Genomic DNA, 20,332 nt, shown 5'->3' with positions numbered 1-20,332 from the left:
CAGTTAGGTGGTGAAAAGTATGGGTTGGTACGGATACGGCGGTTATGGCTACGGCGGCGGCTACGGCTACGGCGGCGGAAGCTTTGTATTGATTGTAGTATTGTTCATTCTGTTAATCATCGTTGGTGCTTCATTCTTGTAATGGGCTAACCAGGTGAAGAGAGGGCACGATTCAAATTAGAATCGTGCCCTTTTTTATTTTTGATAAAAAGTCGATTTAAATCAAGGCTTATCCTTTCTGAAAAAAGAGGAACAGGCTTCACTGTTTGTCAATAAAATAAAACTAGCTAACTCGTACGAATATGGGAGTGGAATTATGGGTGTTATAAATGGAAAAGAATTTATTGAGCGAATAAATCGAATGAAGACGGAAATTTGGTATGACGGAAAAAGAATTGCCGGTACCATCTCGGAACATCCGGCTTTCAAAGGGATCCTCCAAACAAAAGCATCCCTTTATGATTTGCAGCAAAACGCTGATCTAAAAGAGATCCTGACCTATACATCACCCGAAACCAAGGAGTCAATTGGTCTTTCTTTTTTGCAGCCAAAAACGAAAGAGGATTTAAGGCGCAGGCGAAGGATGATGGAAATCTGGGCAAGGCACACGCATGGCATGATGGGGAGAAGTCCTGACTACATGAACTCGGTGGTCATGAGCTTTGCCTCCTCAGCAGATATTCTAAAAAATAAAGAGAATTGTTTTCCTGAAAATATCCAGGCGTTATACGAACGAGCCAGGGAAAACGACCTTTCGTTTACCCATACCTTTATTACCCCGCAGGTGAATCGTTCCCAGCTCTATTATGGAAGTTCAAAAGAACCGATTTCGGCTAAGATCATTGATAAAAATGAAAAGGGAATCGTGATTCATGGGGCCCGCCTCCTGGCAACTCAAGGAGGATTAACAGATGAAATCCTGGTATATAATGCACCAAGAATGTACTTTGATACAGATGAAGCATTTGCCTTTTCGATTCCAACAGATACAAAAGGATTAAAATTTATCTGCCGCGAATCGTTTGTCGGCGGTGAATCAATTTTTAATCATCCGCTTAGCTCAAGATATGAAGAGATGGATACAATCCTTGTTTTTGATCATGTCCTGGTGCCATGGGAACGTGTCTTTTTTTACGATAATGTCGAGGCAGCTTCTGAATTTATGCAGAAATGCTCGTTTCAGCCATTTGCTACCCATCAAGCAGTGACAAGGCAGATTGCCAAAACCGAATTTATGCTCGGCGTCGCCGAACTGTTGGTCGAGACGATTAATGTCCGTGAGTATCAGCACATTCAGGAAAAGCTGTCTGAAATTATTACAGGTATTGAAACGATGAAAGCACTCTTAGAGAAATCCGAAAATGATGCGGCTCTGGATGAATGGGGATTTATGAGACCGAGTATGATCCCTCTTCAAGTGGCCAATAGCGTCTTCCCGCGGATTTATCCCCGCTTCAGTGAAATCATTCAGTTAATCGGGGCAAGCGGAATGGTATCACTGCCAACCGAAAAAGACTTTCAATCTGAAATTCGGTCAGATCTTGATAAATATTTGCAAGGGGCAAGCAAGCCCGCAGACGACCGGGTGAAAATCTTCCGCTTAGCATGGGATTTGACGATGAGCTCGTTTGGCACTAGACAAACCCATTATGAACGATATTTCTTTGGCGATCCGGTGCGGTTAGCGAGTCTGCTGTACCATAACTATCCTAAAGGAGATTATGTTCAGGGAATAAGTGAATTTTTAAATTTGAAAAATGAATGTTGAACAGGTTGTTCATATGGAAGTTTTAGCCTTCATTGGGGTATGATTTTATCAATATATAATGGGGGCTAAATGAATGGAACACCATAAACAGATTTCATCCAATGAAGGTTTAGCGGTACTGGTTAAGATTAGAGAAATTTGTATGGAACTGCCGGAGGTCACAGAGGAAATCGATGGCTTTGGCCATACTTCGTTCCGTGTGAAGGATAAACCGTTTGTCATGATGGGGGAGAGTAAGGAGGGTGTTTCGGCAGCAATCAAGACATTGCCGACCACGCAAGAGTTTTTGATTCAGCAGCCAGGGTATTTTAAGACACCTTATATCGGCCAGCACGGCTGGACCTCTCGTTACATCACTCAAAATCAAAACTGGGCAGAGCTTAAGGGATACATTTATGAAGGGTATTGCCGGGCAGCGCCGAAGCGTTTGGTCAAATTAATCTCCAATACAGAAATCCATTAAATTCCATATGAAAAGCGTTCCTGCTATTTGAGGAACGCTTTTCATATAGGATTGCTATACCTCTCGATGATAAAATCGATAAAATACCTGCTGGCAATCGGCAAAACTCTTTTGTCCTTGTATGCCAGGCTGATTGTCCGTACAATAGCTGGTGAGATGGGTTTTGTGACAATCTGATAGGGACATCTGCTTAAGACAAGCTTTGGCAAAATGGAAATGCCAAGTCCCTGTTCGATCATCGACATGATCGAATAATCATCATATACACGGTATTGAATATTGGGTTGGAAGTTATGTTGGTTAAAGATCGTTAATGGTTCACTGAATTCGCCCTCATCTAAAAGGATATAAGGGTCATTCGTTAATTCCTTTAAGGCGACTTTGGGATGAGCGGCTAAAGAATGTTCGGTTGGCAATACGGCGAGCATTTCATCCTCTTGCAAGGGAATGGTCATCAGATTCGAGACTGCCTTTGGATTCACAAAGCCAAAGTCCACGCTCCCATCTTTAATCCAATGGAAAATATCCGTATAATCCCCTTGATGCAACTCGAACTGTACAGCCGGGTATTGTTTCTTAAAATCTTTCATCAAACCGGGAAGCCAATGACAGGAAACACTAGAAAAGGTGCCAATGCGAATAAGTCCGCTGTGCAGTCCTTCCATCTCTTTAAGCTTTTCCTGCAATTCTCTATGAGAATTACAAATGTTTTTAATAAAAGGCAAAAATTCCTCGCCATCCGGCGTCAGGGTAATACCTGTCCGAGAACGGAGAATAAGAGTCGTAGAAAGTTCCTCCTCTAAGGAATGGACCATTTGGCTAATGGCGGATTGCGTATAGCCCAGCTCTTCCGCCGCTTTGGTAAAACTGCCTGTTTCGATCGCTTTGATAAAAGCGTAATAGGAATTCATCACCAAGGGCCTCCCTTCATAAGTATTTCTAATAGTTCTATAATAAATATTCGTTTTACTAATGTAAATCCGGGTGATACGATAGAGCCAATCTTGAAAGGTTGGGGCTGACTCAGATGACACAAAAACAGGCAAACCTGATTTTAGTTACGGTTTCGATGGGGTGGGGAACCTCTTATATTTTTATGAAACTCTGTGTGGATACGGTATCTCCATTAACCATCATTGCCTTACGATTTGGCATTGCCTTTATCGTGATGATGGCGATCTTTTTCAAAAAAATGATACATATCGACGCTAAAACCTTGAAATACAGCGCGATTGTCGGCGCTCTGCTATTCGGAATTTTCCTGGCACTATTGTATGGTATGAAAAATACCACTGCTTCATCTGCAGGTTTTTTGACGAGCACAACCGTGATCTTAGTGCCGATTTTACAAGCATTTATTACGCGAAAAAGGCCAAGTAATAAAATTATATCGGGAGTTCTCGTTGTTTCGATCGGCTTAGCATTCCTTACTATTCGGGATGGTTTTACTTTTGCTAACGGCTCACTCTATTGCTTGGCTGCCGCCCTCCTTTATGCGGTGCACATTGTCGTCACAAACTTCTTTGCACGAGAGGTTGATGCTTTACAGCTAGGGATTTATCAGCTTGGATTCTCTTGCCTTTATGCCACTATCGGGACTTTTATCTTTGAAACACCTGTTTTGCCGCATGAAGCGATTCATTGGTTTGCTCTGCTTGGTTTGGCGCTCATCTCCTCTGCCTATGGCTTTGTCATGCAGACCATTGCGCAGCAGTACACGACACCTGAAAGCACGGGTTTTCTCTTTTCTCTCGAACCCATTTTTTCAGCCGTATTTGCCTTCCTCTTCCTGCATGAAAATATGGGGATGCAAGGGTATGTAGGTGCTTTGCTCATTTTGGCTGGTGTTTTTATAGCGAACTCTATATCTAAAAAACAACTTTTACTTAAGGAAATAAAATTATAAGGGAAAAAAAGGGATTGGTAACTACGGTTATCAATCCTTTTTTACAATAACTTTACAATTATAGTGCTTGAAATTGAATAAATGTCGAATTAACATATAAGCATATAGCTATATATTAATATACAAGCAATACTAAGTCATAGTATATAAGTTAATTGTTATTTGCTTATATGATTGGAGGTGTTTCATTTGTTGAAATCAACAATTTATGTAGATAGGGCCGCTACCGTTTTAAAGCTATTAGGCGATAAAACACGCTTAACCATGGTAGCTATATTAAAACAAAGGGAATGCTGTGTGTGTGAATTTCTTGAAGTGTTTGATATGAGTCAGCCGTCAATCAGTCAGCATCTTCGAAAACTGAAGGATTTAGGGGTGGTTAAAGAGGAACGCAGAGGACAGTGGATCTATTATTCCTTGAATTCACAGAGCGATCTATATGGACTTATTGAAGATATATTAGAGCATATACCAGTTCAGACAGAAAAAATCAAACAGATTGAAAACAGCAATCCTACGCTTCGTTGTGGTTGTTAACATCAAGGGGATAAGACTTAAATGAGAAAAAAGCTAATCAGTGAATTCTTAGGAACCTATTTTCTTGTATTTGCTGGAACGGGTGCAGTCGTCATCGATTCGATTACTAAAAATCTAACTCATGTGGGTGTAGCCCTTACATTTGGGCTGGTGGTAACGGCATTGATTTTCACCTTTGGCCATCTCTCAGGTGCCCATTTTAATCCGGCGGTTACTATCGGTTTTTTCATACATGGGGATATAACTAAGAAGGAAGCATTATATTATATAATGATTCAAATCATGGCAGGGATTGCAGCTAGTGCAACTTTGTTGTGCTTATTTGGGAATGTTGCATCACTTGGTGCCACCCTGCCAAGCGGATCATGGTCACAATCTTTTTTGTTGGAATTTATCCTTACGTTTTTCTTAATGATGGTTATTTTCGGTTCTGCTGTACATGGGAAAGCTGTAAAATCCTTTGCCGCAATTGCTATAGGAGCAACTGTCGGCTTAGAAGCCATGTTCGCAGGTCCAATTTGCGGCGCCTCAATGAATCCGGCAAGATCCATTGGCCCAGCACTCGTATCGGGAGCAACTCAGCATTTATGGCTGTATATTGTAGCAACTATTTTAGGAGCAGGCTGTGCGGCATTGATTTATAAAATACTTCACGAAAAATAAAGGAGAATACACCATGACTAAAAAAACAATCTATTTCTTATGTACAGGTAACTCCTGCCGAAGCCAAATGGCAGAAGGTTGGGCTAAAAAGCATTTAGGTGATGAGTGGGAAGTAAAAAGTGCTGGTCTTGAGGCGCACGGATTAAACCCCAATGCCGTGAAAGCAATGAAAGAAACCGGTATTGATATTTCAAAACAAACATCTGATGTTATCGATCCTGAAATTCTAAATAACGCAGATTTAGTGGTTACCTTATGTGGACATGCAGCAGACCATTGCCCTGTCACTCCACCTCACGTAAAACGTGAACATTGGGGATTTGATGACCCTGCTAAAGCGGAAGGAACGGACGAAGAAAAATGGGCATTTTTCCAGCGGGTCCGTGACGAAATCGGAGATCGAATAAAGCGTTTTGCTGTAACTGGAGAGTAATTAGAGTAAAATGAGAAGAAATTATAAAGACAGGAGGACTTGGACATGAAAATCACAGATGATGCTCGTGATATGTTTTTACAAATGTTCAAAGAAGAAAATGTTAATTGCATTCGTATCTTTTTTGATGGCTTTGGCTGAGGACAGCCGCGAATTGGACTGGCTCTGGATGAGCCAGAAGCAGATGATATCATAGTTACCATTAATGAAGTAAAAGTTGCCATTGACCCCATCATTGAACCAAACGTAGAAGACCTTATTCTCGATCGCAGCGGGGATGGAAAAGGGATTTCTATGATTGGTGATACTGGAAGATGCTGCTAGTGAAAGCATACTAAATAAACCAACGGCCACAGAAGATTTCAATTTCTGTGGCCGGAAATAATATTACTGTGCACACGCACACTGGCAGTCTAGGTTCACCGAAGGGACTGAGTGCATCATTAATTCTTTATCCTCGATTTGGTCATAAAATTTCCAAGCTTCGTTGGCTTTCCTCTCGATTTCTTCCTGGCGTAATTTCATCATCTGAAATACTAAATAATCATTAAACATCCTAAATTCCTCCTATTAATCAAATTATATTGATGTATTAATCAAAAAAAATTGATGAATCAATTAAAAAAATTTAGCTGCTTGACGGCTTGAATAGGCAACAAAGTTCATGGGATAACAGATGATTGAGTTCCTCTTGATTCAGTTCATAATAACTCCAGGTTCCCCGGGTTTCTTTTGTGATAATGTTGGCATCCAATAAAATCTTTAAGTGGTAAGAAAGCTTAGATTGGGCCATATCCATCATCGGGGCAAGATCACAGACACACATTGCACCCTTTTGAGTTAAAATATTCATGATTTGTAGTCTCTTTTTATCAGCAATTGCTTTGAATTTTAGCTCGTATTTTTCAAATACTTTTTCTAAGGATATGTCCTGTAATTGGATTTCTTCATTCACGTTGTTCACCTGCTTCTTAAATCAAATAATCTTGATACATTTATATTATAACCAATATTTTCTTGTGTCAATTGTTTTAATCAAATTTTTTTGATTAAGGAGTTGTAATTAGAAAAAATTGCTAATATACTTAAATTGTTAAATCAAAAAAAGTTGATTTATAAAATTGGAGGGAATTATGATGAAAATGCATGTAGGGATTAATGTCACAAATTTAAATAAGTCGATTGAATTTTATTCTAAAGTATTTCATTCAGAGCCAATAAAAGTAAAACAGGATTATGCGAAGTTTTTACTTGATAATCCGGGTCTCAATTTCACTTTAAATTTGAAGAATGAGGTTTCAGGTAACCAAGTCGGACATTTTGGCTTTCAAGTGGAAAATCATGAAGAAGTTCTACAGCAAAAAGACCGTTTAGAGAAATTAGGGTTCTTTGCTCGTGAAGAGATGGATGTTAATTGCTGCTATGCGACACAAGATAAATTTTGGGTAACGGATCCTGATGGGAATGAATGGGAGTTTTTTTATACAAAAGGTGATGTGGAGACCGTGGTTTCTGAAAAGACTTGCTGCGCAACAACACCATCATCAAATGTAGAAATTAAAATTTCCTCATGTTGTTAATTAACGTTTTAAAATGTAATTAAAACAATATCAAATCGTATAAAATAGAAAACGCTGAAATCGTTCAGCGTTTTTTTTATGCCTCTGGATTGATGTAGGAGCTGGTAGTGATCCATATGGCCATTTATAAGGCTATTTCGTTTAGCCATCCTGAAAAAACATTCAAATAATTATTTGACCATTTTTACGGTAGTTCATATACTAATAATCAAATAGGCGTTTGATTATGGAGGTGCAGCAAATCATGAAGCACGATGATGTATGTGAAGTTACCTGCGTGGATGGAGATAAAGTAAAAAGAGTAAGAAAATCAATTTCACAACAAGATACTTTGTCTGTGGCACAAATATTTAAAGCGTTGTCCGACGACACTAGGATTAAGATTGCTTATGCTTTAACGGAGGAAGATGAATTGTGTGTATGTGATGTGGCCAACATCGTAGGGAGTACAACGGCAACTGCCTCTCATCATTTACGACTTCTTCGAAATTTAGGATTAGCGAAATATCGAAAAGAAGGCAAATTGGTTTTTTATTCCTTAGATGATGACCATGTAAAACAATTGATCCAAATTGCTTTTGAGCATCAAAAGGAGGTGAAACCTCATGAGTGAAGCAAATGAAAAATCAATGGAAAAAACTGTTTTCCGTGTACAAGGGTTCACCTGAGCTGGCTGTGCGACAAAGTTCGAAAAGAACGTCCAACACCTGGATGGTGTTGTTAATGCAAGTGTTAACTTCGGGGCTGCTAAACTGACGGTTTATGGTGAAACAACCATTCAGGATATAGAAAAAGCAGGCGCTTTTGAAAATATAAAAGTCATTCCTGAAAAGCAACGCTTTGAAGAGAAAAAAGAGCCTTTCTTGAAAAAACATTCAAATGTTATTGTTTCATTGGTTTTCTTGCTGATTGGATGGTTTTCTGCACAAATGAATGGGGAAGAGAGTATATCCTCGATTTTAGCTTATGGAGCTGCTATTTTAATTGGTGGTTATCGCCTCTTTACCACGGGATTGAAAAATTTATTCCGTTTAGATTTTGATATGAGAACCTTGATGACCATCGCTGTCATTGGAGCAGCTATTATCGGGGAGTGGGGAGAAGGCGCAACCGTTGTCATCTTGTTTGCCATTAGTGAGGTTCTAGAGTCTTACTCGATGGATAAAGCGAGACAGTCCATTCGTTCCTTAATGGATATTGCTCCAAAGGAAGCTTTAATTCGTCGGGGAAATCAAGAGTTTAACGTTGAAGTGGATAATATCCGAATCGGTGATATTTTAATCGTAAAACCTGGGCAGAAAATTGCCATGGATGGAACGGTTGTAAAAGGGTTATCGTCTGTCAATCAAGCTGCGATTACAGGGGAATCTGTCCCTGTTTCTAAAACAATGGATGATGAAGTTTTCGCGGGAACTCTTAACGAAGAAGGGCTTCTTGAAGTTAAAGTCACCAAACATGTAGACGATACAACGATTGCAAAAATCATTCATCTTGTCGAAGAAGCTCAAGGAGAAAGAGCTCCATCTCAAGCATTTGTCGATCGCTTTGCTAAGTATTATACACCTGTCATCATGTTGGTTTCTTTATTAGTTGCGGTAATCCCACCATTATTTGATGGGGATTGGAGTAAATGGATCTATCAAGGTCTAGCAGCTTTAGTGGTAGGCTGTCCTTGTGCACTGGTCATTTCTACTCCTGTTTCGATTGTGACGGCAATAGGTAATGCAGCCCGAAATGGGGTATTGATTAAGGGTGGAATTCACTTAGAGGAAATGGGAGCGATTAAAGCGGTCGCCTTTGATAAGACAGGGACATTAACGGAGGGAATTCCAGTTGTCACGGATTACCTTCCTCAAAGTAATACAAATGCGAATGAACTTCTTGGCATTATTGCTGCTTTAGAAAATGGTTCGCAGCATCCATTAGCTTCAGCAATCATGAAAAAGGCCGAACAGGAAAATTTACCTTATCAAGACCTTGCTATTGAAGACTTCTCATCCATTACAGGTAAAGGGATCAAAGGTAGAGTCAACGATAAAGTGTATTATGTGGGCAGTCCTAATTTGTTTGATGAAATTTTACCTGACGGAATTCCATCAAATCTTAAAACGAACATTTCTGACCTGCAAAACAAAGGCAAAACGGTTATGGCAGCTGGTTCTGAATCAGAAATTTTAGCTCTGATTGCAGTTGCCGACGAAGTGAGAGAAAACAGCCAATCGGTGATCCAGAAACTTCACTCGTTAGGTATTAATAAAACAATCATGTTAACTGGCGATAATAAAGGGACTGCTAATGCAATTGGCCATCAGGTAGGGGTTTCTGATATTCAGGCAGAGCTTTTACCTCAAGATAAACTTACCTTTATTAAAGATTTAAGAAATAAATACGAACGTGTGGCCATGGTGGGAGATGGTGTGAATGATGCTCCGGCTTTAGCAGCATCCACTGTCGGTATTGCTATGGGAGGAGCTGGGACGGATACGGCTCTCGAAACTGCAGATATTGCTTTGATGGCTGATGATTTAGGCAAACTGCCATTTACGGTTAAGTTAAGTAGAAAAGCCTTATTTATCATCAAACAAAATATCACGTTCTCACTTGGAATCAAACTGTTAGCTCTGTTATTAGTGATTCCAGGCTGGCTTACATTATGGATCGCAATTTTTGCAGACATGGGAGCAACACTGATCGTTACACTAAATGGTTTACGGCTTCTTCGAGTTAAAGATAAATAACATGAGGCTTCCCATTATGGGGAGCCTTTTAATGGGATGTACAGAAAAATTGTTGTAAAGAGAAAGGATTTTGATTTAATCCTAAACCATGGATAAAAGCAGAAAGCATTATATTACTAATTGTCTTCTATTTCACAGTGGTGATGGGAACGTTATCGCCACCACATGAAGTGGAATTTACTGTGAAGAAAAATTATTAAACGTTTATTATCTTGTAAAACTCTGTTCATATGATATTCATATTTTATGTGTAATATAATTATTGCAAACTAGGACAATTTGCAAGCCCTTTTAACCAACCCCCTTTTGTTAAAGATTCGGCACCGAGCCGAATCTTTTTTACTTTTTGTCTGATGAAACCTCTTTATTAAGCTAGAAAACCTTAGAATCGTCTAAGCATAATGTTGGTCGCATATGATGGTTATAAGGGGGGACTTGAATGATTGAAGAAATAAAGTTAAGTTCTTTTGTCACTTTCCTTATTTTCAGCGGCATGTTTTTAGGGGGAAGTTCAATCCAAGTCATGTCCCTTTTATTAAAAAGAAACTCCTTGTATTTACAGATTTTTTGCGGAGGATTGCTAGTAGGCTTATTTGCTTTTGAATTACTTCCAGATGTATATAGGGATTTTCAGATGATCGGAATCTTTACAGGAATCTCAATTGGCATCTTTATTATGTTTATGATGGAAATTTTCTTACATAGGAATACTTTTCAAACGAAGCACACAGATACCATTTTTCTTTTATTAGTTGCTTTGCTGATTCATAGCATTCCAACTGGAATATCTTTTGGCATGAGCTTACAACCAGGTCAAATGATGAACTATGGATTATTGATTGCTTTTTTTCTTCATAATGTACCAGAGGGTATGGTGATCATGGCATCCATGCCACTAATAAAAAAGAAAAATAAATGGTTTGTAACCTTTTGTTTTATCCTCTCCATTGTAATCGGTCTTAACATATTTATGGGCCTGAATATGAGAGTAGATTCCATAAAGTGGTCTACCATCATGATGGGAATGACAATTGGAACGATTGGTTATGTCACCTTTTATGAACTTCTTTGGAAAAAATCAAAATACCTACCGAAAGCAAAAGTCGCTTTCTTTGTTATTTTAGGAATTGTGGGTATTCATTTTTTCTTGCGGATTCTTCCTGCTCATCAATAAGACTATAAGATAAGAAAAACAATATAAATAATTCCTCCCCCAAAAAAGAGACGTTAACTACTAACGGGTTGCGTTTCCTATCGCAGAAACCCGAAAATGCATTGCTTTTTTTATCTGTTTTTACAATTAATAATAAAATGGCTCAGTTCGTATACTGAGCCTTTTCGCTTATTCTACACAAATATGAAAGGGAGAATAAGTTGTATTGGTAAGAGTAATACTTAAATTAGTAAAATCCAATATTAAGAGGAGATAATCTTCAATGAATACAAAACATAATGTTGGTTTATCATCAACAGAAATTGCAGGATTATGGGCTACTTATATTATGGATAGCTTAAATATCTGTCTCTCTAAGCATTTCCTACAACAGTCGAACAATGAAGATGTTAAACCCATAATTAAACTAGCCTTAGATATATCACAGAAACATATTGAGGAAATCAAGAATATTTTTGAAAAGGAGAATTTCCCTATCCCCAAGGGATTTTCCGATGAAGACATTGATCTTTCAGCTCCACCTTTGTTTTTCGATTTATTTCCTGTTAGCTACGCTTACGGGATGAGTCGTATGGGTTTGATGTCCTATAGTATGCTAATTTCTAATGTTGCCCGCGAAGATATTCGATCTTTCTTCTCTAAGTGTTTAACTTCCTCATTGGATCTTTATAATACCTCAGTAAATCTAATGCTTTCTAAAGGGATCTACGATCGCCCAACAATGATCCCTTATCCCGATAAAGTTGAATTTGTTAAAAAGAAAGAAACATTTTTATCCAAATGGTTCGAACAGAAACGCCCTCTAAATGTTCTTGAACTATCTGAAATATTTTTTAACATTGAAAGGAACTATTTTGGGGTAGTCTTACTCACAGGATTTATTCAAGTTGTGAAAGATGAACAAATAAAGAAATTTTTGATAAAAGGAAAAGACTTAGCTCAAAAACAAATTCATTTCCTAAACGATACTTTAATCAAGGATGATCTGCTTGGCACAATAATGGTTAACTCAGAAGTGTCAACTTCTACTATATCTCCTTTTTCAGAAAAGCTCATCATGAACCTTGTAACTATACTCAATACACAAGGAATAACCTATATTGGTCATGCACTAGCTACATCAGCTCGAATAGACCTTGCTATTGAATATTCAAAACTAATTCCTGAAATATTGCAGTATGGGAAGGAGGGCGCTGACATTCTGATAGAAAGGGGATGGATGGAAGAACCACCACACGCCCCGAATAGGAAGGAGTTGGCAGAAAATTAGGTTTAAATTAATATTTCGTTTCAAAAATGGGTTTGGAGAAGTGCTCCAAACTCATTTTTACTTTTCTTTATCTTAAGAGAAATGACTGGTTCAAACAACAAAATATTGTATAAATTTGGTACTATTTTCATAAATTTATCTAAATGTAACTCTTTTTGCATGATCCGTTTGTAGAGGGGGAGTAAGCATGAAGTACACACGATATGTCGTTACTGGTATTATCGTGGTCGTTGTCTTGGGTCTTATTGCTGCTTCGATTACTACGGTTGCTGCTGGGAATAGGGGAGTTCTGTTGCAAATGGGTGAGGTTAAGCCAACGATTTTAACAGAAGGGCTTCACTTTAAGGTTCCGTTTCTTCAATCTGTTCAAGAGGTCGAGGTCAGGGTTCAAAAGGAAGAAAGCTCGCAGTCGGCTGCCTCTAAGGATCTGCAAATGGTGACGACAAAGGTGGCTGTTAACTTTTCAGTAGATCCAGAGGCCGTGAATAAGCTTTATCAAGAAATTGGCTTGGATTATCGCTCCCGAATTGTCGACCCGGCCATTGCCGAATCCCTTAAGGCGATTACGGCGCAGTACACTGCAGAAGAGCTGATTTCGAAACGGCCGGAGGTTTCGGCGCAGGTGAAGGATATGCTGGCGAAAAAACTAACCAAGTATTATATGAAACTGGAAGATATCAATATTAAGGAATTTGCGTTTAGCGAGGAATTCAATAAGGCGATTGAACAGAAACAAACCGCTGAACAAAATGCATTAAAGGCCCAAAGAGATTTAGAAAGAATCAAAATCGAAGCCCAGCAGCAAATCACGCAGGCCGGTGCTGAGGCGGAAGCGTTAAAGCTGAAAAAGCAGGAAGTGACACCTGAGTTAATTGAATTGAAGCAAATCGAGGTCCAGGAGAAGGCATTGGAAAAATGGGATGGGCATTTGCCAAGTGTAACGGGCGGGGCTACACCGTTTATAGATTTGGGCGGGGCCGGCGCTAAAAAGTAGTTGTATGGAGAAGTGTTCTTTACACTTCTCCTTTTTATAGTTTTGGGATTGACTGGAAATTATGCTCTGTTAATAGGACATTTTTTTAAAAAATGATAGAATAGGTTTTATCTTAATCGTTTAGGGGTAATTAATTTGCAAATGAGAATGGAAAAGACGGTATCTGTTAATCAGAGGATCAAAGCCCTATTACCATGGGTATTGGTATTCCTTTGGATGTTTCTTATATTTCATATGTCCGCTCAACCGGCTACTGAATCTAACTCTCTTAGTATGGGAGTAACCGAGAAAGTGATTGAAACGGTGAACAAAGTGAAGCCGGGAGAAGATTTGAACTTGGAAAATGTCAATCATGTGGTGAGAAAAAATGCGCATTTCTTTGCTTATTTGATGCTTGCAGTTTTGACGGTGCATGCTTTGAGGAGAGGCGGAAAGTTAGACCGTTTGATGATGCTCCTTGCTCAGGGGATATGCGTCCTCTATGCCGCGTCGGATGAAACACACCAAATATTTGTACCAGGCCGGGGGCCGCAGGTGAAGGATGTTTTCATCGATAGTTCGGGAGCTCTATTGGGCATCGGAATCTATTATGTTATCAATCAATTTTTTTGCGGCCGCAGGACTAAAGATAAATAGCTGAAAGAAACCAAGGGGGAGCCTTGGTTTTTTTGTTTTGGTGGTGTTTTATTTAGAGTGTCTGTGACAGTTCTGAAAAGAGGATCATGGGTACTGTGGTGAGCTCAGAGTGCCCGAGGCAGTTTTAAAAAGAAGTCCACGGGCACTGTGGTGAGGTCGGAGTGCCCGAGACAGTTCAAAAAAGAGGATCATGGGCACTGTGGAGAGTTCAGAGTACCCGAGATAGTTTTAAAAAGAGGTCTACGGGCACTGTGGAGAGCTCAGAGTGCCCGTGATGTTTTAAAAAGAGGTCTACGGGCACTGAGGAGAGATCAGAGTGCCCGAGACAGTTTCATAAAAGGATCATGGGGACTGAGGAGAGTTCAGAGTGCCTGTGATGGTTTTAAAAAGAGGTCTACGGGCACTGAGGAGAGATCAGAGTGCCCGAGACAGTTTCATAAAAAGGATCATGGGGACTGAGGAGAGATCAGAGTGCCTGTGATGGTTTTAAAAAGAGGTCTACGGGCACTGAGGAGAGTTCAGAGTGCCCGAGACAGTTTTAAAAAGAGGTCTACAGGCTCTGTGGAGAGCTCAGAGTGCCCGAGACAGTTTCAAAAAGAAGTCCACGGGAACTGTAGAGAGCTCAGAGTGCCCGAGACAGTTTTAAAAAGAAGTCCACGGGAACTGTGGAGAGCTCAGAGTGCCCGAGACAGTTCAAAAAAGAGGATCATGGGCACTGTGGAGAGCTCAGAGTGCCCGAGACAGTTTCAAAAAGAAGTCCACGGGAACTGTAGAGAGTTCAGAGTGCCCGTGATAGTTTTAAAAAGAGGTCTCGGGCACTGAGGAGAGTTCAAGAGTGCCCGAAGCCTGCTTGAAGGATGGAACGCTTGCGGGAAGTATTTTAACGATGAAGGAGTCCATTCGAAATACCATGCGTTTTACGGGCTGCACTTTAAGGGATATGGTCTTTATGGCTTCTGTGAATCCCGCTAAGCAGTTAAATTTTTTTCATCGAAAAGGAAGTTTGGAAGTCGGAAAAGATGCCGATATTGTAGTTTTAGATGAAACAATGGATGTGTTGATGACTTTTTGTAAAGGGATAATCGCTTTTTCTTCTAATATAACAAAGTAAATGAGCATGCTTCTAAGCAGCTCTTTTTTTATGAAATGATGGAAAAATTTTCTTTCCAAATTACTATAACCTTGTTACATTAGAACTATAAAAAACGTTATAGAGCTCGAAAGGTGTGAACCAATTGGCACGCTTCCGCTCAAAATTTGTCGGATGTTGAACTGAATTTTTAATAGGAGTTGCTTAAAATGAGTTTGCATACATTTGCTTGGGTCTTGCCATTAGTCTTTCTTTTGTATCAGATTGTCATTGATTTTTTGGATTTATATCCCTTCAACGATATTCACTCACGAGACAAACGGCTGAGAAAGTTTGAAGTTTTAGGTAATTATCCGCCTCTTATCATCATTTCAGCTTGTTTCTTTTTTGATAATGTGATTGCGAACTGGGTTGGGTATACATTAACAAGCATTATCATGATTATGCACTTATTCGCTTGGTGGCTGCCTTATCTCTTTGGATTTCCGCTGACGGTTAAAGCTGATTACGAGAAATATTTTAGCAGGACATATAAAATTCTTCCTTCTATAAAGGATCACATTATACCGGATGTGGAACATATTGGTGTTGGTGTCCTATTACTAACCACTTTGTTTATTCAGAGCTGGTATTTGTTTTGATGGTGCCAGTCATAAACAGAAACCGAGGAATTCTCCTCGGTTTCGTTTTGTTTTATTATGTCTCTTGTTACCTTTTTTTGTAAAAATAGACAAACCACCACAAAAAATAGACAAAACCCCTTAAAAAAGAGACAAAGTGCCATGAAAAATAGACAAACCCACGCAAAAAATAGACAAACTGGCCTAAAAAATAGACAAACCCTCCAAAACCGGACAAGTTTATAATTTCAACCCCGTCCTGCTTTTAAATCTGCGTAATAAAATATGGCTTTCTACTCGTGTGATGCCTTCCAAGCTATATAATTCCTCATTAATAAATTTTTCCAGCCGTACAAAGTCTTCCACCAGTACGTGCATATGTAAGGTACTTGGACCGGTCATCTGGTAGCAGCTTGCTACAACGGGATTATTCGCTAAGTTTTCCGCTACTCGCACCAGGGAGGCCGGCTCGCAATCTACCTCAAAGAAAGCGGAAACGCCTTTTCCCACTTTGTCGGAATTAACGACGACTGTAAATTTTTCAATCACGCCATTTTCAATTAATTGAGAAACCCGTTCACGGATGGAGACTCTGGATAGGTTCAATTCTTTTCCTATATCAACATATGACATTCTGCCATTTTCAATTAACAACTGAAGTATTTTTCGATCGACTTCATCTAGTATCATCCGCCCACCACATTTCCTTTTTTTCCTAAACTAATCTTAACTAGATTGCGATAAATAATCAATCGGATAAAAGATAAAGCAGAATAATTATACTAGCAAAAAAGTTTAATATTTTCAGAATAATATATAGATTTTTAAAAAACACTGTATTATAATAAAGCACATACCAAAATGTAATGCAAAAGCGGAAAATTCCTTCATAACGTAGGAGTCATTCAATAAAACTCTGCTAAATGAATGATATTTCGTGATGCGAAAGGGGAGAAAGGGAATGAGCAACAAAGCAAAAGTTATATCAGCACTATTCTTAAGTCTTATGTTACTTTTAGCTGGGTGTGGCAGTAACAGCAAATCTTCCAGTTCAGCTGCAAAGGAGACTACAAAAGAAAGCACGACAGCAGCATTAAAACATGATAAATCCGAATTGGTGGTTGGACTGGATGATGATCCGCCCCAACTAGATCCGCATTTTTCGACAGCGGCTGTTGACCGCCAAGTTTTCCATAGTATTTATGACACATTGGTTGATGTGGATGAGAAGTTAAACTTCGTCCCGGCACTAGCAGAAAAATGGGAAATCTCCCAGGATGCCAAAACTTATACTTTCTTCTTACGTAAAAATGTAAAGTTCCATGATGGCACACCGTTTAATGCGGAGGCTGTAAAATTCAATTTTGAGCGAATGATGGATCCGAAAGCTGGATCACCTCGTGCGTCTGAATTATCCTCTGTTCAAAGTATTGAAGTAATAGACGAAAATACGTTAAAGGTACAGCTTTCAAAGCCATACAGCCCATTCCTGGCGGCCCTTTCTGACCGTGCTGGCATGATGGTTTCTCCTACAGCCGTAAAGGAAAAGGGAGCAGATTTTGCGAATTCACCAGTAGGTACTGGTCCTTTCAAATTTGTATCACGAGTGAAGCAGGATAAAATCGAAGTGGCAAAAAATCCAGATTACTGGGGCGGAGCTCCGAAATTTGAAAAAATCACGTACCGTCCATATGCGGATGAAAACGTACGTTTAACGAACTTAACATCTGGTGATGTAGACATCATCAGCAAGGTTCCGCCAAAAGATGTTGAAAAGCTCAAAACGGATTCCAATCTTAAGCTTTCTGAAGTAGGAGCACTAGGATTCCAAGGTTTATATTTGAACAACAAAAATGCACCATTTAATAATAAGGCGCTTCGTCAAGCTTTAAATTTAGTCATCGACCGCGATGCCATCATTAAGGTTGCGCTTCGAAACACAGCTGTCCCATCAGCGGGAGCGATTCCTCCAAGCTCATGGGCATTTGACAAAACGTTAAAACCAACAAAACAAAACATTGAAAAAGCAAAGAAAATCATGGCGGATGCCGGATTCCCAAGCGGCTTCTCGTTTACTCTTCAGCTTCCTGCGAAACCAGTGGAACAGCAAATGGGTCAAATGATTCAATCCATGGCTGCGGAGGCAGGAATTAAAGTAAAGCTTGAATTAGTTGAATTTGGAACGATGTTAGATAACATGGATAACTATAAATTTGATGCAGTCCGTTTAGGCTGGAGCGGAAGAACCGATCCAGACGGTAATATTTTTGCTCTTTACCATACTACTGGTTCCATTAACTACGGTTATTCCAATCCGAAAATGGACCAGCTATTAGAAGCAGCCCGTGTTGAAACCGATCAAGCGAAACGTAAAGAGATTTATTCACAAGCAGCAAAGCTTGGACAAGAAGAAGTACCTTACATCTTCCTATATCACGAACTAGATTACAAAGCATATAAAAATAATTTACAAGGTTACAAGCACATCCCAGACACCATGATGCGCTTCCAAGACGTTTCATTTAAATAAGCAAATGCTTGCGTCGGCTTGGAGGATTCTCCAAGCCGATGTCTTTCATTATCATCGATAGAGTCTGAGAAAGGGAGGGACATACGTGGTCAAGTTTTTAATTCGAAGATTAGGTCTTATGGTCGTGATTCTTTTTTTAGTCAGTATTATTGTCTTTTCATTAGTCCATCTCACACCAGGTGACCCAGCTAGAATGATTTTAGGCCAAGAGGCAACGAAAGAAGCTCTCAATGCCTTGCGTGAAAAAATGGGCTTGAATGATCCGCTTTATTTACAATACATCCATTGGGTAACGAATGTTCTTCAAGGTAATCTAGGCTACTCCGTCAAAGATAATACACCGGTTCTGAACGTGCTGCTTCAGAAACTGCCGGTAACGATTCAGCTTTCGGTTATGTCGTTTTTTATTGCCATGGTGATCGCGATTCCAGCCGGAATTATCTCAGCTACTCGAAAAGGAACGATTTTTGATTACTTCGGCACAACGTTTGCGTTATCAGGGGTTTCGATTCCCCCATTTTTCTTAGGAATTTTGCTTATTTTCATTTTTTCCATTTCATTAGGCTGGTTTGCTCCATCCGGGTATGTAGAGCCATGGGTGAATTTTGGAAAAAGTATTTCATTAATGATTTTGCCAGCGCTGGCGGTCGGAGTCCGATTGAGTGCGGAAATTACGAGAATGCTGCGCTCGAGCATGCTGGAAGTTTTGCAAGCTGACTATATCAGGACAGCTTACGCAAAAGGGGTTCTTGAAAAGGGTGTTGTCCTAGGACATGCCTTAAAAAATGCATTGATTCCCGTTGTAACGGTCAGCGGTTTGCAATTAGCCACCTTCTTGGGAGGAGCCGTTATTACCGAAACCATTTTTGCCGTTCCGGGTCTTGGCCGCTTGGTGGTCGATGCGATTTTAACAAGAGATTTCCCAGTGGTTCAAGGAGCCGTCTTATTTATGGCGATTGCGGTTGTGATCGTAAACTTTTTAATTGATATTCTTTATTCCATTCTTGATCCGAGAATTAAGCTAACAGGAGGACAATGACGATGGAAGCAAAGTTAGAGCAAGTTTTACCAAAAGTTGAAAGTCCGAAAAAACGGCGAATGAAGGAAATGAGTGCTCGTTTTTTCCAAAATAAATTAGCGGTGGCAGGCGGCGTATTTACTCTGTTATTAATCTTGATGGCTGTATTCGCGCCAATGGTCGCACCATTTAGCCCGAGCCATCAGGATTATGCGAAATTCCTGCAAAGCCCAAGTGCTTCCAATATCATGGGTACGGATGAACTTGGCCGCGATATATTCAGCAGAATTATTTATGGAGCAAGGGTTTCCATTCAGGCTGGTATCATTTCTGTAGGAATTGCACTCTTGCTTGGGATTCCGATTGGTCTTTTCTCAGGTTATTACCGAGGCGTATTGGATGAATTTGTGGTTATGCGTTTTACCGATGCCTTGCTTTCGTTCCCGCCGCTAGTCTTGGCTCTTTCTTTGGCTGCGGTGCTTGGAGCCGGCTTGCAAAATGCAATGATTGCGATTGGGATCATTTTTACACCGAACTTTATCCGACTTGTCAGGGGCGAAGTGTTGAGTCAGCGGGAGCGCGAATATGTGACGGCTGCGAAGGCTTCCGGTATCAGCGATGTGAAAATTATGTTCCGTCATATTTTTCCGAACTGTCTGCCTCCTATTCTAGTACAAGCGACCTTATCGATTGCAGCGGCGATTATTTCTGAAGCTTCATTAAGTTATTTAGGATTGGGCACGCAGCCGCCAACACCAAGCTGGGGTGCGATGCTGTCAATGGGTCAGGGATATCTGAAAGATGCACCGTGGATTTCCTTGTTTCCGGGATTATTCATCTTTTTAACCGTTTTATCGATCAACTTATTTGGTGATGGCCTGCGCGATGCGTTAGATCCAAAGCTGAAGTGAG

General features: G+C 39.9%; 23 protein-coding genes. 19 read left to right on the top strand and 4 right to left on the bottom strand.

Annotation, left to right across the window (positions count from 1 at the left end; translation table 11 throughout):
- Positions 1-19 precede the first annotated feature (19 nt).
- From PH210_RS25865 to PH210_RS25855, 3 genes are all read left to right on the top strand, one after another.
- Positions 20-142, top strand: a complete 123-nt coding sequence (locus PH210_RS25865) for a YjcZ family sporulation protein (protein WP_289989244.1) — start codon at positions 20-22, stop codon at positions 140-142.
- Between the two features lie 174 nt (positions 143-316).
- Positions 317-1,768 (top strand): 4-hydroxyphenylacetate 3-monooxygenase, oxygenase component, encoded by a 1,452-nt coding sequence (gene hpaB / locus PH210_RS25860; RefSeq protein WP_289989243.1) that lies wholly within the window; start codon positions 317-319, stop codon positions 1,766-1,768.
- Between the two features lie 73 nt (positions 1,769-1,841).
- On the top strand, positions 1,842-2,231 hold the full coding sequence (locus tag PH210_RS25855; protein ID WP_289989242.1) for an MmcQ/YjbR family DNA-binding protein: 390 nt from the start codon (positions 1,842-1,844) through the stop codon (positions 2,229-2,231).
- A 41-nt stretch (positions 2,232-2,272) separates the two neighbouring features.
- Here the strand turns inward: PH210_RS25855 and PH210_RS25850 are convergent, their stop codons facing one another.
- Complete coding sequence (locus tag PH210_RS25850; RefSeq protein WP_289989241.1) at positions 2,273-3,142, bottom strand: LysR family transcriptional regulator; 870 nt, start codon at positions 3,140-3,142, stop codon at positions 2,273-2,275.
- A 116-nt stretch (positions 3,143-3,258) separates the two neighbouring features.
- Here PH210_RS25850 and PH210_RS25845 point away from each other — a divergent pair, with 116 nt between their 5' ends.
- From PH210_RS25845 to arsC, 4 genes are all read left to right on the top strand, one after another.
- The gene (locus PH210_RS25845) at positions 3,259-4,137 is read left to right on the top strand and encodes a DMT family transporter (protein ID WP_289989240.1); all 879 of its coding nucleotides are present in this window, start codon (positions 3,259-3,261) and stop codon (positions 4,135-4,137) included.
- Between the two features lie 189 nt (positions 4,138-4,326).
- Positions 4,327-4,674, top strand: coding sequence for an ArsR/SmtB family transcription factor (locus PH210_RS25840; RefSeq protein WP_289989239.1), 348 nt, complete (start codon positions 4,327-4,329; stop codon positions 4,672-4,674).
- Between the two features lie 21 nt (positions 4,675-4,695).
- A complete protein-coding gene (locus PH210_RS25835) occupies positions 4,696-5,337 on the top strand; it encodes an aquaporin (RefSeq protein ID WP_289989238.1) in 642 nt (213 codons plus the stop codon).
- A gap of 13 nt (positions 5,338-5,350) precedes the next feature.
- Positions 5,351-5,770: an arsenate reductase (thioredoxin) gene (gene arsC / locus PH210_RS25830; RefSeq protein ID WP_289989237.1), complete on the top strand. Its 420-nt coding sequence runs from the start codon at positions 5,351-5,353 to the stop codon at positions 5,768-5,770.
- Between the two features lie 387 nt (positions 5,771-6,157).
- On the opposite strand, the gene PH210_RS25825 is transcribed toward arsC, so the two are convergent.
- Complete coding sequence (locus PH210_RS25825) at positions 6,158-6,325, bottom strand: hypothetical protein (protein WP_289989236.1); 168 nt, start codon at positions 6,323-6,325, stop codon at positions 6,158-6,160.
- 73 nt (positions 6,326-6,398) lie between these two features.
- Positions 6,399-6,725: an ArsR/SmtB family transcription factor gene (locus PH210_RS25820; RefSeq protein WP_289989235.1), complete on the bottom strand. Its 327-nt coding sequence runs from the start codon at positions 6,723-6,725 to the stop codon at positions 6,399-6,401.
- A 178-nt stretch (positions 6,726-6,903) separates the two neighbouring features.
- On the opposite strand from PH210_RS25820, the gene PH210_RS25815 reads away from it, so the two are divergent.
- The 9 genes from PH210_RS25815 (at position 6,904) to PH210_RS25775 (ending at position 15,893) form a co-directional block, all read left to right on the top strand.
- Positions 6,904-7,350 (top strand): ArsI/CadI family heavy metal resistance metalloenzyme, encoded by a 447-nt coding sequence (locus PH210_RS25815; protein ID WP_289989234.1) that lies wholly within the window; start codon positions 6,904-6,906, stop codon positions 7,348-7,350.
- A 244-nt stretch (positions 7,351-7,594) separates the two neighbouring features.
- A complete protein-coding gene (locus PH210_RS25810; protein WP_289989233.1) occupies positions 7,595-7,963 on the top strand; it encodes an ArsR/SmtB family transcription factor in 369 nt (122 codons plus the stop codon).
- Positions 7,956-10,088, top strand: a complete 2,133-nt coding sequence (locus tag PH210_RS25805; RefSeq protein WP_289989232.1) for a heavy metal translocating P-type ATPase — start codon at positions 7,956-7,958, stop codon at positions 10,086-10,088. The genes PH210_RS25810 and PH210_RS25805 overlap by 8 nt, the downstream gene beginning before the upstream one ends.
- Before the next feature lie 439 nt (positions 10,089-10,527).
- Positions 10,528-11,262, top strand: coding sequence for a ZIP family metal transporter (locus tag PH210_RS25800; RefSeq protein ID WP_289989231.1), 735 nt, complete (start codon positions 10,528-10,530; stop codon positions 11,260-11,262).
- Positions 11,263-11,524: 262 nt separating this feature from the next.
- Positions 11,525-12,532: a DUF3231 family protein gene (locus tag PH210_RS25795; RefSeq protein ID WP_289989230.1), complete on the top strand. Its 1,008-nt coding sequence runs from the start codon at positions 11,525-11,527 to the stop codon at positions 12,530-12,532.
- A 187-nt stretch (positions 12,533-12,719) separates the two neighbouring features.
- On the top strand, positions 12,720-13,526 hold the full coding sequence (locus PH210_RS25790) for a prohibitin family protein (RefSeq protein WP_289989229.1): 807 nt from the start codon (positions 12,720-12,722) through the stop codon (positions 13,524-13,526).
- A 141-nt stretch (positions 13,527-13,667) separates the two neighbouring features.
- Positions 13,668-14,162 (top strand): VanZ family protein, encoded by a 495-nt coding sequence (locus PH210_RS25785; protein ID WP_289989271.1) that lies wholly within the window; start codon positions 13,668-13,670, stop codon positions 14,160-14,162.
- An 835-nt stretch (positions 14,163-14,997) separates the two neighbouring features.
- Positions 14,998-15,273 carry an amidohydrolase family protein gene (locus PH210_RS25780; RefSeq protein ID WP_289989228.1) on the top strand — a complete coding sequence of 92 codons (276 nt, stop codon included), beginning with the start codon at positions 14,998-15,000 and terminating at the stop codon, positions 15,271-15,273.
- Positions 15,274-15,461: 188 nt separating this feature from the next.
- Entirely contained in the window at positions 15,462-15,893 is a 432-nt protein-coding gene (locus PH210_RS25775) for a hypothetical protein (protein ID WP_289989227.1), read from the top strand.
- A 219-nt stretch (positions 15,894-16,112) separates the two neighbouring features.
- On the opposite strand, the gene PH210_RS25770 is transcribed toward PH210_RS25775, so the two are convergent.
- The gene (locus PH210_RS25770) at positions 16,113-16,562 is read right to left on the bottom strand and encodes an Lrp/AsnC family transcriptional regulator (protein WP_289989226.1); all 450 of its coding nucleotides are present in this window, start codon (positions 16,560-16,562) and stop codon (positions 16,113-16,115) included.
- A gap of 271 nt (positions 16,563-16,833) precedes the next feature.
- On the opposite strand from PH210_RS25770, the gene PH210_RS25765 reads away from it, so the two are divergent.
- From PH210_RS25765 to PH210_RS25755, 3 genes are all read left to right on the top strand, one after another.
- Positions 16,834-18,402 (top strand): ABC transporter substrate-binding protein, encoded by a 1,569-nt coding sequence (locus PH210_RS25765; RefSeq protein WP_289989225.1) that lies wholly within the window; start codon positions 16,834-16,836, stop codon positions 18,400-18,402.
- Between the two features lie 85 nt (positions 18,403-18,487).
- The gene (locus PH210_RS25760) at positions 18,488-19,441 is read left to right on the top strand and encodes an ABC transporter permease (protein ID WP_223593986.1); all 954 of its coding nucleotides are present in this window, start codon (positions 18,488-18,490) and stop codon (positions 19,439-19,441) included.
- Positions 19,438-20,331, top strand: a complete 894-nt coding sequence (locus tag PH210_RS25755; RefSeq protein ID WP_289989224.1) for an ABC transporter permease — start codon at positions 19,438-19,440, stop codon at positions 20,329-20,331. Before PH210_RS25760 ends, PH210_RS25755 begins: the two co-directional genes overlap by 4 nt.
- The last annotated feature ends 1 nt before the right edge of the window (position 20,332 follow it).

The organism is Paenibacillus sp. BSR1-1, assembly GCF_030403775.1.
GTDB lineage: Bacteria > Bacillota > Bacilli > Bacillales > Cytobacillaceae > Neobacillus.
Note: the sequence above shows the minus strand (reverse complement) of the source record. Positions and strands in the feature narration are given on the sequence as shown.